This window comes from Marixanthomonas ophiurae, assembly GCF_003413745.1.
GTDB lineage: Bacteria > Bacteroidota > Bacteroidia > Flavobacteriales > Flavobacteriaceae > Marixanthomonas > Marixanthomonas ophiurae.
Genome location: NZ_QVID01000002.1, coordinates 685,682 through 699,745, shown reverse-complemented (window position 1 = coordinate 699,745; position 14,064 = coordinate 685,682). Strand labels below are relative to the sequence as shown.

Below are 14,064 nucleotides of genomic sequence, written 5' to 3'. Positions count from 1 at the left end.
ATAAAGTCCCGATAACTATATCGGGACTTTATAAAGCCAAAAACAAGACAAGATACTATCTTATTGGCGTTCAAATAAATTATAAAACCTTTCCTGTCTTGATTCTTGGTCTTGTATTTTTATCCTTTAGAAGCATCATCTCGCTCTAAGTTTTCATTACTATCGCCACCTTGGCTATGTAATTTGTTTTCTTCATCATTCAAATTAGTAGCACCTTGTCCTTTTTGAGCTTTTGTTCTACCTGGAACATCTAAGTTTTTTCCGCTAAAATCAATTTTTTGGGCACGCTCTTTCAATTGTTGATCATCACCACCATCACCGTGTATATGGTTTTGTCCTAGCACTTCTAAGTCATGTTTAGTAACATCAGAATTGTACGTTGTGTCTTTACTGTCTCCTTTTTCTTTTTTCTCTTTAGCATCCATAATTTATGTTTTCCTTTAAGGTACAAGTAATTCTTAAAAAATAGGTTGTATTTAACGCCTTATAAACAAACTATAACAATCTTTTAAAGATTTCCTTTCCTCCATAAAAACTATAGTGAAAACATATTTGCTGAAATCATGTTAAAGTTGTCTTTTTTCAACTACTAAGACTAATTTTCCTATAATTTTAGATACTTATTTAAACAAATTACCCATTCTATGAAAAAACAACCATTAAAACTCTTTTTATTCCTTTTTATAGCAACGATTAGCTATACGTCTGTAAAAGCACAAGAAGAAACAGAAGAAGGTGTATTTAAGCAATTAGAAAAACTTGCAGTAGTTGATCAAAAAATCATGATGCCTATGCGAGATGGCGTTCGATTGGCTACTGATATTTACCGACCAAAAACGGATGAAAAAGTACCTATTATATTCTCAAGAACACCCTATAACTTTAATACGTGGCGAGATGGAGAAAAAAGCGAACGCACTGCTAAGGCAGCTTTACAAGCAATTCAGCATGGATATGCCTATGTGGTACAAAACGAACGCGGTAGGTTTTTCTCAGAAGGAGAGTGGGATATTCTCGGTGTTCCTTTAACCGATGGGTATGATGCATTTACCTGGATGAAAGAGCAAGATTGGTCCAATGGTAAAATAGGAACCTTAGGTTGTTCTTCTACAGCAGAATGGCAGATGGCTGTTGCAGCTTTAGATCATCCTTCTCATGCTGCTATGATTCCCATGGGATATGGTGCAGGAGTAGGTACAGTTGGTGAATACCATGAACAAGGAAATTGGTATAGAGGAGGAGCAGAGCAACTATTATTCTTCGCTTGGTTGTACGGTGTAGAACAAGATAAGTTTAAACCTAGAATTCCGGAAGGAGCTACGCAAGAAGATTTAATCCGTATTTCTCGTTTCTATGATTTAGCACCCGAGAATCCGGAAATCGATATGTCTAAGGCATTGGCACATTTACCAATTCAAGATATGCTACAAAATATGCACGGAAAAAAAGAAATATTCGATAAAATGGTACGTCGCAAGCCCAATGATCCGGCTTGGTATGAAGGCGGTTTATATCATGACGATATGGAAATTGGTGTGCCTAGTTTTTGGTTTACATCTTGGTATGATGTTTCCATCAGTCCAAACTTAGCATTATTTAATCATGTACGGAATAACGGTAAAAGTAAAGAAATTCGTGATAATCAATATTTAATTATCTCCCCAACATTACATTGTGCGTACACACGAGCAACCGAAAATACTATTGTGGGAGAAAGACCTGTTGGCGATGCCACGTTAAATTACGAAGAACAAATTTACGGTTGGTTCGATATGTGGTTAAAAGGAGAAGAAAATGATTTTAAAAAAGAAACGCCGCGTGTTCAGTATTATACCATGGGTAGCAATGAGTGGCAAGCTTCTGAAGTTTGGCCTCCTAAAAATACTAAAATGACCACCATGTATCTTAACAGTGACGGAGCGGCTAATACCCTAAACGGAGATGGTGTATTGATGTACAAAAAACCAGGTAAAAAAGACACTCCAGATTCTTTTACATACGATCCTATGGATCCAGTAAAATCACACGGTGGAAATGTTTGCTGTACTGGAAATGCAGTTGAAGGAGGTGCATTTGATCAACAAGCCATGGAAACACGGGAAGATATTTTGGTTTACACAAGTGAACCCCTAAAAGAGGGTATGGAAGTTTCTGGTTTTATTGAATCGACTTTATACCTTTCAAGTGACGTAAAAGATACCGACATTACTATTAAGCTTATCGATGTGTATCCAGATGGCAGAGCTTATAATCTTGATGAAACCATACAGCGGGTTCGGTATCGTGAAGGATATGACAAAGAAGTATTTATGGAAAAAGGAAACGTGTATAAAGTAGATTTAACACCTATGAGCACAAGTAACTTCTTTAAAAAAGGACATAGCATTCGTATTGAAGTATCAAGTAGTAACTTCCCTCGTTTTGCAAGAAACCTAAATACCGGTGGAAACAATTATGATGAAAAAGAAGGAGTAGTAGCGCATAATAAAATCCATCACTCTAAGGAGTATCCTTCTATGATTAAGCTACCTATTGTTTCTGAATAAATTAATACAAACTTAATTGATAAAGGCCAAATGAAAATTCGTTTGGCCTTTTTTATACCATTAAAGTTTCCGAAGGAATTACCTCGCCGGCTTGCATATTCTCTATTTTTAAATTACCTATTCGAACCCTCGCTAAACGAAGTGTTGGAAACCCAACTGCCGCCGTCATTTTCTTAACTTGTCTAAATTTTCCTTCTGTAAGGGTTATCGAAACCCAAGAAGTAGGACCGTGGCGACTATCACGAATCTTTTTAGCTCGTTTTGGTAGATTAGGATCTTCTGTTAAACGAAAAGCATGACAAGGTTTGGTTTTATATTTTCTTCCACTATTTCCTATTTCAACACCCTGTTGTAGCTTTTCAATAGCTGCTAAAGTAACTATCCCATCTACTTGAGCGTAGTATTCTTTTTCAATAGCTCCGCTACAAATTTCATAACTTACTTTTCCGTCTGTTGTTAATAATAATAATCCTTCAGAGTCTTCATCTAAGCGCCCAACCGCCATAGTTCCTTCAGCAAAATCATATAATTCACCTAATAATCTTTTGGTATTTTTTTTAGGACCGTTATTTACAAACTGACTTAAATAGCCATACGGTTTGTATAAAAGATAGTGTTTGTCTTCCAATTCGTGCATCCTTCAAAACTACTGATTTTACTCTTTAGAGCAAGAAACCAACCAAATTCATGTAAAATAATGTTAAGCACTGTTAATGAAATAGTTAAAGCCGTTTGTTTTCTTTAGCAGGAGTCTTTTTTTATATACCTTATTATTAAAATTAACAAGATGAAGAAGTTTTTAGTCCTTATTACATTGTTTATTGGCTTTACAGCCTTTTCCCAAGATCCTTTCTTACAGAAAGATTATGATAATTACGAAATAAGAGCAGATGCCTTAACTGAAACATATAATGCTGAATTAGCATTAACATCAAAACAGGAATTGCTTTTTAAAAAGAAAATTGAAGAGTTTTTGCCTCGCTATGATGATATACGTAAAAGTCACGAAGGAAGAGAAAAGTTAAATAGAATACTAAGTTTAGGAGAGGAAGAATCTGCTGAAATGAGAAATATTCTAACGAAACCTCAATTTGATTTGTATGTCAAGTTAAAAGAAAGAATTCAACCACTCGGAAAAGTAGATAATTAATTTTCATAAACACATTTAAAAATAAAAACGCGGAATTATATAATTCCGCGTTTTTTTATGCTGTGTAAAACCTATTATTTAAAGTTTTCATCTTCGGTTTTAGGTTCTATATTGGGCTTATCGGTATGCATTGTTTTTTCAATCCCAGCAGATTCTACCCCAAAGAAGTTCATCACGTCTGGTGGGTTTTCAATTTGCTCGGTTTTTTTTCCATTAATAGCTATAGGTTGTGTAAGTACTTCATTGTTGTTTTGAAGTATTTTTATCCAATCGTCCGTATCAAATTCAGAGGTGTTGGTATCTTTGTCTTCCATTTTTCGTTTATCGACGAGATCGCCAACTTCTTTTCCCATCGCCTTAGCTAATTCCACCCATTGGGTACCAGTCACCTTAACTTTTGAAATATCTACTGCCTCTATTTTTTCGTCTATTCCTTGTAAATAGCTTAGAGTGTGCTTACCCACACGGGTATTACTGCTATAAATTAATGTAAGTTGTCTATCGTCTCTTGCGATTCCTCCCATTTCTTTCATGTTTAATGTGTTTTCATTTTTGCTTTTCGCTTCTGAAGCTGTCTGTCTAATTGATTAATAACTTCGGCTAACGAAATCTCAAACTTTTCCTTGCTTTCTTCAGCGAATAATCTTGGCCCAGGAGCGCTTAATTGAATTTTTGTTTTTCTTCCCGTTTCAGCATCTGAAGTGTTTTCTGCTTCAAAAAAAACATCTGCTCGTACAATGAAGTCATACTTATTTACTAATTTATTTATTTTATCTGTAGCAAGGGCTTCTAATCGTTCACTTGCAGTTACGTTGTCATATTCAAAATTAATGTTCATAGCTCTTCTGTTTTAAGTTGTTTAAATATACAATTCAACGGTAGAGAGCCCAAAAATTTAATAATACTTTGTGAATTATTTCTCTTGAATAGGTTCTTTTTCTGAAGGTATATAAATCGATGCGATAATTCCTGCTGCCAAGGCCAATACAATAATACCCAGCGATACCCATTCTGGTATTTCAACGTGGTGAGAAAGAATCATTTTTACACCTACAAAAGCGAGTATAACAACTAAACTATAATTAATATACCGAAACTTTTGAAGCATTCTTGAAATTAAAAAATACATAGATCGTAATCCAAGAATAGCCAAAATATTCGAACTAAAGACAATAAAAGGATCTGCAGTAATCGCTAAAATTGCTGGTATACTATCTAGTGCAAAGAGAACGTCGGTTAATTCTATAACCATTAATGCTATAAATAGAGGAGTAGCGGCTCGAATCCCCATACGTTTTATAAAAAACTGTTCCCCTTCTATTTTATGGGTAATTGGAAACAACTTTCTAAGAAACCGATACATCGGTGATTGCTTGGGGTTAAAATTTTCTTCACTAGAAGTTAGCATCTTAAAAGCAGTGTATAGTAAAAAGCCACCAAACACATAAACAATCCAGTCTACCTTGTTTATTAAAGCCACCCCAAAAAAGATCATTAAAGCTCTAAAAACAATTGCGCCTAAAATTCCCCAAAACAATACACGGTGCTGGTATTTTTCAGGAATTTTAAACGAAGAAAATATAACGGCAATCACAAACACATTATCAATACTTAATGATAATTCGATTAAATATCCCGTTATGTATTTTATAACAGCAGTATTTGGGGTAAGCCCGGTAGGGTTTTCAACCATTCCGTTACTAAAAAGCCAATAAATAACACCCGAAAAAGCTAAAGCTAAACTCACCCAGACGGATGTCCAGATAGAAGCTTCTTTGGTTTTTATAATGTGTGCTTTTCGATTAAATACTCCTAGATCAAGAGCTAAAAAGATAATAATGACGGCAATAAAAATAATCCAAACGGTCATATAAGTGTTGGCTTGTTAGTTGTTTTCAAATACTTTAAAATTTAAAATCCATCAAATATCGTTAGAATTTGTCGCTTCTTGTATTAAAGAAAGCCGAATTAATTAAGCAGAAAATATAATTTATTGTTAAACCGATTCTAGAAAGATAGATTATTAATAACTTAATGGAAAACTTTGAACAATGGGATTAAACGTAACACAAAAACTGATAAAAGAACATTTAATTGAAGGGGAGATGACCCCTGGAAAAGAAATTGGTCTAAAAATAGACCAAGCCCTTTTACAAGATGCAACCGGTACCTTAGTACAACTAGAATTGGAAGCTATGAAGCTAGACCGAGCCAAAACTGAAGTAGCTGTACAATATGTGGACCATAACTTACTGCAAACTGACTTTAAGAATGCCGATGACCACGTATTTCTACACAGTGCTGCACAAAGGTTTGGATTATGGTTTAGTCGGCCAGGAAATGGAGTGAGCCACCCTGTACATATGGAACGTTTTGGAAAACCTGGAAAAACTTTAGTGGGTAGTGACAGTCACTCTTGTGCTGCAGGTTCGCTAGGCATGTTGGCCATTGGTACTGGAGGATTGGATGTTGCAGCAGCCATTGCTGGACAACCTTATTTTGTTAAAATGCCTAAAATAATGGGTGTAAAAGTAACGGGTAAGCTACCAGATTGGGTGAGCGCTAAAGATGTTATTCTAGAAATGCTCCGCCGTCACGATGTAAAAGGAGGAGTAGGAAAAATAATTGAATATTATGGCGAAGGGCTCAAACATTTAAGTGCTATGGACCGCCACGTGATTGCTAATATGGGAGCAGAATTGGGAGCAACCACTACTGTTTTTCCCAGTGATATAGAAACTAAACGATTTTTAAAAAGCCAAGAAAGAGAAGATGATTGGCGAGAAATCATAGCCGATGACGATTGCGAATACGATTTACATGAAGAAATTGTGTTAGATGAGCTAGTTCCTTTAATTGCTTTACCTACTAGCCCAGGAAATGTAGTTCCCGTGAGCGAAGTGGCTGGTAAAAAAATAAGTCAGGTGGTTATTGGATCTTCGGCAAACCCTGGATTGCGTGACTTTTGGATTGCAGGAGCCATTGTAAAAGGGAAAGCTACAGATGAAGATGTCTCTTTTGATATCAACCCAACAAGTCGCCAGATTATCCAGAATATGATAGACAATAAAACCTTCGGAAATTTAATTACCGCTGGTGCCCGGTTTCACCAAAGTGGTTGTATGGGCTGTATAGGAATGGGACAAGCACCCGCGAGTGGCACGATAAGTTTACGAACCATGCCGCGAAACTTCCCAGATAGAAGTGGAACCAAAGACGATCAAGTACACTTATGTAGCCCAGAAACGGCAGCAGCTTCGGCGTTAACCGGAAAAATAACCGACCCACGAGATTTAGAGAAATTATACGATATGAAATATCCTAAGTGGACTCCAAGAGAACTGCATATAATAAATACCGATATGTTGGTAGCTCCACCAGAAGACACCTCAAAAATTGAATTGAAAAAAGGACCGAATATTGCTTCAATACCACATATTCAAGACCTTCAAGATAGCTATAGCGTACCTGTGCAATTAAAAATGGGTGATAATGTTTCGACTGATGAAATATTAAAGGCAGGAGCCGAAGTGCTTCCGTTTAGAAGTAATTTACCCGAAATAAGTAAGTACAGTTACACGGTGATTGATCCCACTTTTTACGACCGCGCAATGAAAAGTAAAGATCAATATGGCGGTCATATAGTAGTTGCTGGTGGTAATTATGCGCAGGGAAGTAGCCGAGAGCACGCTGCTTTAGCCCCTAAATACTTAGGGCAAGTAGCTGTACTCGCCAAAAGTTACGCTCGTATTGCTTGGCAAAACCTAGTGAACTTTGGAATCTTACCATTGGAATTTGAAAACAATGATGATTACGAAAAAATTGAACAAGGGGATATGATTCAGTTTAAAAACCTACGGGAAGATGTGGAAAACCGAAATACCATAACTGTTACTATTAAAAAAGAAAGCGGTAATATAGAAATCCCTACAAAACATAGTATGAGTGATAGACAAATACGGGTATTGCTAAAAGGTGGTATTATTAATGACTTTAAAGAAAGGTTAGGCGCATAATTTATTTAAAATAAATTTTAGTTTCACTTCCTTTTTAATGAACCCGCCTGAATGACGAGTCGGGCAGGGGTGGTCCGTTAGGGACGGAAGGGTTGAAACCTACTAGTTATAGATGAAATGAGTTTATCTATAGCTTAGCTATCGATTACCTACCATAATAACAACAGGCTTTAAAAGGATTTGGTTATCGTTAAATCTTTTTTAAAGCCTTTTGTTTTGGTGCCAATCCTGTTATCTTTAAAAGAAAAAGCATGAGTCAGACTACACCAATTGAAAAAGAAACCCCAACCGAATACGCTATTTATCCATTAATAAAAGAACGATGGAGTCCGAGGGTTTTTTCTGAAAAAAATATTTCAGAAGAACAAGTAAAAACCCTACTCGAAGCCGGTAGATGGGCACCTAGCAGTAGCAACCAGCAGCCTTGGCGAATCGTTTGGGGAATTAAGGGCAGCGAAACCTACGATAGGATTTTTAATTGTCTGCATAAATTTAACAAAGGCTGGGCAGGCAATGCACAAGTTCTTTGGGCCTGTGCATTTAAAAAAGACATGCCAAATGGGGAAAATGAAAATTTTCATGCGCTACACGATTTAGGTCTATTTATGGGTAATGTTTGTACGCAAGCACAGAGCATGGGCATTGCGGTACACCAAATGGCTGGGATTGACTTTAAAGGCGCACAGAAAGAATTTAACTTCCCTGATAATTATCATGTTGCTACAGCAGCAGCTTTTGGATATTATGGTGGAAACCCAGACGTTCTAGATGACGACTTGAAAAAACAAGAGCTCAAAAAGGAGCGAAGCCGAAAAAAACAATCTGAATTTGCCTTCAATGGAAATTTTCAGAAATAGAATAATTAATTTAAATGCAAGGTGATTATGAGTGATAAGAAAGAGAAAAAACACGCAGACTTTCAAGATAAGTATCGAAGGTCCTCAAATTTTGGGACTTCAGATAAAGAGTTGAATGTTGATAAGGACGGAAATCTCAAAGCAACTGATACCGATAAGAAAACGACAAAAGAAGTTCGAAAGTCGGTAGATAAATTGCTAAGTTCTGAAGAAGAAGAATAAATTAAATACTAACAAAAAAAGAAAAATTATGAAAATAGGAGTTATAGGAAGTGGAAACATAGGAGGTAATTTAGGGAAACACTGGGCCAAAGCTGGTCATGAAGTATTGTTTACCTCAAGACATCCAGAACAGTTAAATGATTTAGTGCGAGAAGCTGGGGGAAATTCAAAAGCAGTAAGCTTAGATGAAGCTTGGGAAGCTAACGCTGATGTATATTTATTAGCAACACCCTTTAAGGCAATTGATGAATTAAGTGAATTATATGCTGGGGAGTATGGTGATAAAATATTAATAGATGCTACAAATCCATATCCTGAGCGCGATGGTGAAATGGCGCAAGAAGTGAAAGACAGTAATCGAAATGCTTCAGAGTATACCGCCATGAAATTCAATACCGCCAAAACAGCTAAAGCATTTAATACTATTTATGCAGATCACCTAAAAGATCGCGCATTTAGAGAAACTGATAAATTAGCGGTACCTTTTGCTGCTCAAGATGAAGAAAGTAAACAGGTAACTCAAAAACTAATTGAAGATATTGGTTTTGATTCGGTTTATATTGGTGAATTAAAAGATACGGGGATTATGGACCCTGATCAGAAAATTTATGGTAAATCAACCTCAAGAAGTAACCTGGAGTCTATGCTTTAATAATAGGTTTAACCAAAACACCACAATCAACTATCCTTCAGTATATTAAAAATTTGCACTGAAGGATTTTTATAAATAAATTAATGACAAAAGAAGAACAAGAACAGGAACAAATAGATAACGAGTTAGAAAACTCACAAACTTCTGATGACAACACAGCAAAATCACACGGAGAGATACTAAAACAACAAATTTGTGAAGGGCAAGAGGTATACAAAAAGAGTCCCTTAAGCATCTTAGTAAGTTCCTTTACCGCCGGACTTGAAATAGGGTTCAGCTACTTATTATTAGCGTCTCTATTTTTCTTTCTACATGGTAAAGTAGCAGAAGACACCGTGTTTAAAATGCTTTCGTTTGTATATCCTGTTGGATTTATAATGGTAATTGTTGGACAATCATTATTGTTTACAGAACAAACTTCATTACTAACCTTGCCAGTACTCAATAAAAAGCAAACCATTAGTAATTTATTGAAATTATGGGGATTAGTAATTTTCGGAAACTTATTAGGAGGTTGGGCCATGGCAGCTCTTTTAGTATGGATAGGCCCTGAATTACACCTGTTTGATGCTGAAACAATATCTAAAATTGCTGTTCACGTAACAGATTACAGTATGTGGGTTATTCTAGCAAGTGCTGTTTTAGCAGGATGGCTCATGGGCTTACTGTCTTGGGTAATTTCTTCATCTAAAGATACCATAAGCCGAATTTTTATTATTTATATGATTACTGCCGTCCTTTCTTTTGCAGGATTACATCACAGCATTGTAGGTAATGTAGAAGTATTTGCGGGTCTTTTAGTGCCTTCTTCCTTATCTATTGGTGATTATGCAGCTTTTCAAGCGGTAGCTTTATTAGGAAATGCCATTGGTGGTGCTGTGTTTGTGGCTCTTTTAAAATACCGGGCTTTTGTAACCAACATTAAGTATAATTAATAGCACTTTTTTCAGCCAGCTAAATAGAGTGTTAGTTACAGGAATGATTTTTGTGATAGTTTAAACATAAAATAACTTTTAAAAAACTGAATTATGAAAACCATGTTATTTATGCTTTCCCTGCTTTTAATAAGTTGCGGAAGCACCCAAACCGCCACACAGGAAGGCGAAATGAGCCAGGTACAGCAATGGGCTAATGACAAACAATTTACTATTGAATCGCAATACGCCAATCCGTTACGAGGAAACCAAATTAGCTTAATAGGAAACACTAACTTTTTGACCTTTAATCAAGATAATGTCTCTGCATATTTACCTTTTTATGGACAACGCCAAAGTGGTAATGTTTTAGACGGTGGTCCTATTGAGTTTGAAGGCAACCCGAAGGACGTAGAATTAATCTACAACCAAAGGAAAAAATCCAGTATTATATCGTTTACTATTTCAGAAAAAGGGGAGAGCTATAAGGTAACTGTAACGCTTTATGACAACAAGAACAGTACAATTACCGTAAACAGTAGCCAACGTGATTTTATGCGGTATGAAGGTACGGTAGAAGCATTACCTGAAGACGATAACTAAAACTTCAGAATATAAAAATCTACACTATTACTAACTACTTTTTTACAAGTTGTCTTTTTCTACGTTTCATTTTCAAATAGAACAATAACACCAAAGACACGCCTGAACAAATAGAAAACCCTATAAATAAGGGTAAGGCTGTTTCAGAAATAAACCGTCCAATAAAAACACTAACCGGCACCGCAATAACAATTGAGAGAAATCCGGTAATAGCCGATGCAATCCCCGCGATATGACCAACAGGATCCATCGCCATCGCTCGTAAATTTCCGAAGAGGAAACCAATAGAAAAAAATTGCAAGGCAAAGAAGATTAATAATATTTCAATAGTTGGGTTTTCAGAATTATGAAATAAAATGATATAAACAATAGAAACAATAAAAAACGCTAGGAGGGAAGTGGTAATCAATTTTTCCATTCCGTATTTAACTACTAACGTTCCGTTTAAGAAAATGGCCGATCCAATGGAGAGTGCCAGACCCGCAAAAATAAAAGGAAACTCTTCTTTTAAGTTGTATTGAATTTCAAAAATTTGTTGCGAACTGCTTAAATATACCATAAACGAACCCGTTACAAAGCCAGAAATAATAGTAAAACCGATGGTTCGTCTGTGGCGTATTAATTCTTTAAAACCGCTAACAAATACTTGGGGAGTAAAACGCTTTTTATTTTCAAGAGATAAGGTTTCTGGTTGTCGTTTCCAGAACCACAAGGAAACCAACAGACTAATCCCTATTTGAACATAAAAAATACTTTCCCAACTGTAATAGTCAAGTATAAATTTTCCCATAGTGGGCGCTATAACTGGTATTAAAATGAAAACCACCGTAACAAACGACATAATACGCGCCATATAATCGCCTCGGAACAAATCGCGGATAATTGCAATACTAATTGTTCGGGGTGCTGAAAGACCAATCCCTTGCAAAATACGCCCTAACACCATAACTTCAAGACTAGTGGCAGTAACACAGATAAAACTGGCTACTATAAATAGAGCAAACCCCATATAGACAACGGGCTTTCTACCCAAACTATCGGATAAAGGGCCAAAAAGCAAAGGGCCAATACCCAAACCAAGGAAAATCATAGTAACCAACAGCTGGTTATTCACAATATCAGTAACACCAATATCGAAACCTATAATGTCTAATGCGGGCAATAGCGCATCAATTGACAAGGCTACGACCGACATTAACGATGCCATTAGCGCTACAAATTCGAATTGGGAGGTAGGTTGGGATTTTTGCATCGCACAAAAGTAAACAAACCTATATGGAGATTAGATGGCGGTGTTGTTAATTAAACTTAAATTTAAGAATCCTTTATGGCAATAGCACAAAGACGTTTTATAACTTTATGTTATCGTAAACTATAAATTGCCAAAGAGGATGAAAAAGATAGTCATTGCAATAGATTACCACCCAACGTCAGAAAAAGTGGCAGAGACAGGTTATAAACTAGCCAAAAAACTAGGGGCACAAGTCTGTTTATTACACGTAATAGCAGACACACGCTACTACGGTATGGAACATCGTACGTTTTTAGGGTATGAAGGGTATAATTACCCAGTAAACCCAGAAATGGATTCTCAAATAGAAAATGTAGCCAAGGATTTTTTAGTAAAAGCAGCTTTGCATCTAGATAATAAGGTAGCGACCAAAATAAAAAAAGGCGAAACGGCACCATGTATTTTAGAATACGCAAACGAATGGCAAGCCGACCTCATTGTAATGGGAACGCACAGCCATAGTGTATTGGAAAAATTATTTATGGGAACCGAAGCGACAAAAGTCTTGGAGAAAACCCAAATACCGGTATTTATGGTACCAGTTAAAAAGTAGAACCCGTTAATAACAGTTTAAATAAAAAATAAATACAGAAAATACTAAATATGAGCACAGATACACCCGACAATCAAAAACATCAAGATCACGAAGATTATATTTTAAAAGACAATGCTAAAACAAAGTTTGGAGCTAGCTTTATTGTTATCGTGCTTATTGTATTATTAGTAGGAGTAGCCATTTCCGGACTCTTTTTTGAATGGTGGTAATAGACACACTCATTTTATGCTTTTCGATTCTAATGCTTTAGAAAGGGTTAAAGACACTATACATAAAATTTTTACGATTATATATAAGTGCTCTTGAAATATTCTGTTTTACATAATATAAATTATAGAACAAATATGTTATTCCGTAATTCTAATTAAAGTTACTGCTATGTTGCTATAATTTCATATTATGTAAAATATCCCAGAACATTCCGAACGTTTCATTGAAAATCCGTTGGGGGTAATTAAACTTTTTGGTTTTGGGCTAAATTGAAGGTCTCGTCGGTATGTTCTATAATTAGACGCTATGTAAAATTGCCGCGCACATTGTGCTTGATTGATTAATTCTGCTTTTTTAGGATGCTCTGTAATGGTTTTAAAACTAGTTACTTTAGAGCCAGCCGCAAAAAAGCAAATATTCGTCATATATTATTATTCTGTCCTTTTAAGAATAATACTGCTGTAAAAAAGTTTTCAAGAACATTTGGGAAAGCTTCCCGTAAGAGTAAAAAATTTATTCCAGCGCACCAACAACCAACACCATAAATTTCTTTACCCTTACTAATGAAGTACTTTTGTTGAATATTTTTTTGTTGAGAGCATTTACATTATGTCAAACAGAATTTACTCACTTCATATTTGACAAGCTCAGGAATTATGGCTGTGAATATCTTAATTTCCCAATTACTCAGGTATGGTAATAGTTTCACATCATTGCTAAAGAAAATTTTTCCGTCTGGTTTCGAAATAATTTCTGAGGGAAATACATAGATTAATATTGGCTTATTTTCAACTACCAAAACCAATCCTAAATACTGATTAGCTGTAATCTATCCTAAATCCTGCTTTAGGATTTTGATTTTTCGTTTGGAATCTAGATTGATATAACGTAAATATAATTGATAGATTTTGCCTGTTAGTGCAGTAATAATATAGTCTAAAGCCGCTACTTTATTTTTATCTGGAGTAATTGTAAACTTGATTTTTTCAAGTTCACTTTTTACAAAGGCTTGTATTTGAGATTTTGGTACTTGCATTTACAATTGTA

The 14,064-nt window shown here is 35.6% G+C and carries 18 protein-coding genes; 10 read left to right on the top strand and 8 right to left on the bottom strand.

Features of this window, described 5'->3' with window-relative positions; genetic code table 11:
- Positions 1-119: 119 nt before the first annotated feature.
- Positions 120-425: a hypothetical protein gene (locus tag DZ858_RS13425; protein ID WP_117160175.1), complete on the bottom strand. Its 306-nt coding sequence runs from the start codon at positions 423-425 to the stop codon at positions 120-122.
- A gap of 219 nt (positions 426-644) precedes the next feature.
- Between DZ858_RS13425 and DZ858_RS13420 the strand changes: the two genes are divergently transcribed.
- Entirely contained in the window at positions 645-2,546 is a 1,902-nt protein-coding gene (locus DZ858_RS13420; RefSeq protein WP_117160174.1) for a CocE/NonD family hydrolase, read from the top strand.
- A 52-nt stretch (positions 2,547-2,598) separates the two neighbouring features.
- Here DZ858_RS13420 and DZ858_RS13415 read toward each other — a convergent pair whose 3' ends face one another.
- Positions 2,599-3,183 (bottom strand): pseudouridine synthase, encoded by a 585-nt coding sequence (locus DZ858_RS13415; protein WP_117160173.1) that lies wholly within the window; start codon positions 3,181-3,183, stop codon positions 2,599-2,601.
- Positions 3,184-3,333: 150 nt separating this feature from the next.
- On the opposite strand from DZ858_RS13415, the gene DZ858_RS13410 reads away from it, so the two are divergent.
- A complete protein-coding gene (locus DZ858_RS13410; RefSeq protein ID WP_117160172.1) occupies positions 3,334-3,696 on the top strand; it encodes a hypothetical protein in 363 nt (120 codons plus the stop codon).
- A 74-nt stretch (positions 3,697-3,770) separates the two neighbouring features.
- Here the strand turns inward: DZ858_RS13410 and DZ858_RS13405 are convergent, their stop codons facing one another.
- The 3 genes from DZ858_RS13405 to DZ858_RS13395 form a co-directional block, all read right to left on the bottom strand.
- Positions 3,771-4,229, bottom strand: coding sequence for an arsenate reductase family protein (locus DZ858_RS13405; protein ID WP_117160171.1), 459 nt, complete (start codon positions 4,227-4,229; stop codon positions 3,771-3,773).
- Between the two features lie 2 nt (positions 4,230-4,231).
- Complete coding sequence (gene hpf / locus DZ858_RS13400; RefSeq protein WP_117160170.1) at positions 4,232-4,534, bottom strand: ribosome hibernation-promoting factor, HPF/YfiA family; 303 nt, start codon at positions 4,532-4,534, stop codon at positions 4,232-4,234.
- 75 nt (positions 4,535-4,609) lie between these two features.
- Positions 4,610-5,566: a TerC family protein gene (locus tag DZ858_RS13395; protein ID WP_117160169.1), complete on the bottom strand. Its 957-nt coding sequence runs from the start codon at positions 5,564-5,566 to the stop codon at positions 4,610-4,612.
- A gap of 181 nt (positions 5,567-5,747) precedes the next feature.
- Between DZ858_RS13395 and DZ858_RS13390 the strand changes: the two genes are divergently transcribed.
- From DZ858_RS13390 to DZ858_RS13365, 6 genes are all read left to right on the top strand, one after another.
- Positions 5,748-7,712, top strand: a complete 1,965-nt coding sequence (locus DZ858_RS13390) for an aconitate hydratase (RefSeq protein ID WP_117160168.1) — start codon at positions 5,748-5,750, stop codon at positions 7,710-7,712.
- A gap of 251 nt (positions 7,713-7,963) precedes the next feature.
- On the top strand, positions 7,964-8,569 hold the full coding sequence (locus DZ858_RS13385; RefSeq protein ID WP_117160167.1) for a nitroreductase family protein: 606 nt from the start codon (positions 7,964-7,966) through the stop codon (positions 8,567-8,569).
- Between the two features lie 27 nt (positions 8,570-8,596).
- Positions 8,597-8,791: a hypothetical protein gene (locus DZ858_RS13380; RefSeq protein WP_117160166.1), complete on the top strand. Its 195-nt coding sequence runs from the start codon at positions 8,597-8,599 to the stop codon at positions 8,789-8,791.
- 28 nt (positions 8,792-8,819) lie between these two features.
- Positions 8,820-9,443, top strand: a complete 624-nt coding sequence (locus tag DZ858_RS13375) for an NADPH-dependent F420 reductase (protein ID WP_117160165.1) — start codon at positions 8,820-8,822, stop codon at positions 9,441-9,443.
- A gap of 83 nt (positions 9,444-9,526) precedes the next feature.
- On the top strand, positions 9,527-10,378 hold the full coding sequence (locus DZ858_RS13370) for a formate/nitrite transporter family protein (RefSeq protein WP_117160164.1): 852 nt from the start codon (positions 9,527-9,529) through the stop codon (positions 10,376-10,378).
- A 93-nt stretch (positions 10,379-10,471) separates the two neighbouring features.
- Positions 10,472-10,960 (top strand): DUF4251 domain-containing protein, encoded by a 489-nt coding sequence (locus tag DZ858_RS13365; protein WP_117160163.1) that lies wholly within the window; start codon positions 10,472-10,474, stop codon positions 10,958-10,960.
- A gap of 34 nt (positions 10,961-10,994) precedes the next feature.
- Here DZ858_RS13365 and DZ858_RS13360 read toward each other — a convergent pair whose 3' ends face one another.
- Positions 10,995-12,212, bottom strand: a complete 1,218-nt coding sequence (locus tag DZ858_RS13360; protein ID WP_117160162.1) for a multidrug effflux MFS transporter — start codon at positions 12,210-12,212, stop codon at positions 10,995-10,997.
- A gap of 139 nt (positions 12,213-12,351) precedes the next feature.
- On the opposite strand from DZ858_RS13360, the gene DZ858_RS13355 reads away from it, so the two are divergent.
- The gene (locus DZ858_RS13355; RefSeq protein WP_117160161.1) at positions 12,352-12,804 is read left to right on the top strand and encodes a universal stress protein; all 453 of its coding nucleotides are present in this window, start codon (positions 12,352-12,354) and stop codon (positions 12,802-12,804) included.
- Positions 12,805-12,854: 50 nt separating this feature from the next.
- On the top strand, positions 12,855-13,016 hold the full coding sequence (locus tag DZ858_RS15215) for a hypothetical protein (RefSeq protein ID WP_168926324.1): 162 nt from the start codon (positions 12,855-12,857) through the stop codon (positions 13,014-13,016).
- Between the two features lie 183 nt (positions 13,017-13,199).
- Here the strand turns inward: DZ858_RS15215 and DZ858_RS13350 are convergent, their stop codons facing one another.
- A complete protein-coding gene (locus DZ858_RS13350) occupies positions 13,200-13,442 on the bottom strand; it encodes a hypothetical protein (protein WP_117160160.1) in 243 nt (80 codons plus the stop codon).
- Between the two features lie 404 nt (positions 13,443-13,846).
- Positions 13,847-14,053 carry a hypothetical protein gene (locus DZ858_RS13345; protein WP_117160159.1) on the bottom strand — a complete coding sequence of 69 codons (207 nt, stop codon included), beginning with the start codon at positions 14,051-14,053 and terminating at the stop codon, positions 13,847-13,849.
- Between the last annotated feature and the right edge of the window lie 11 nt (positions 14,054-14,064).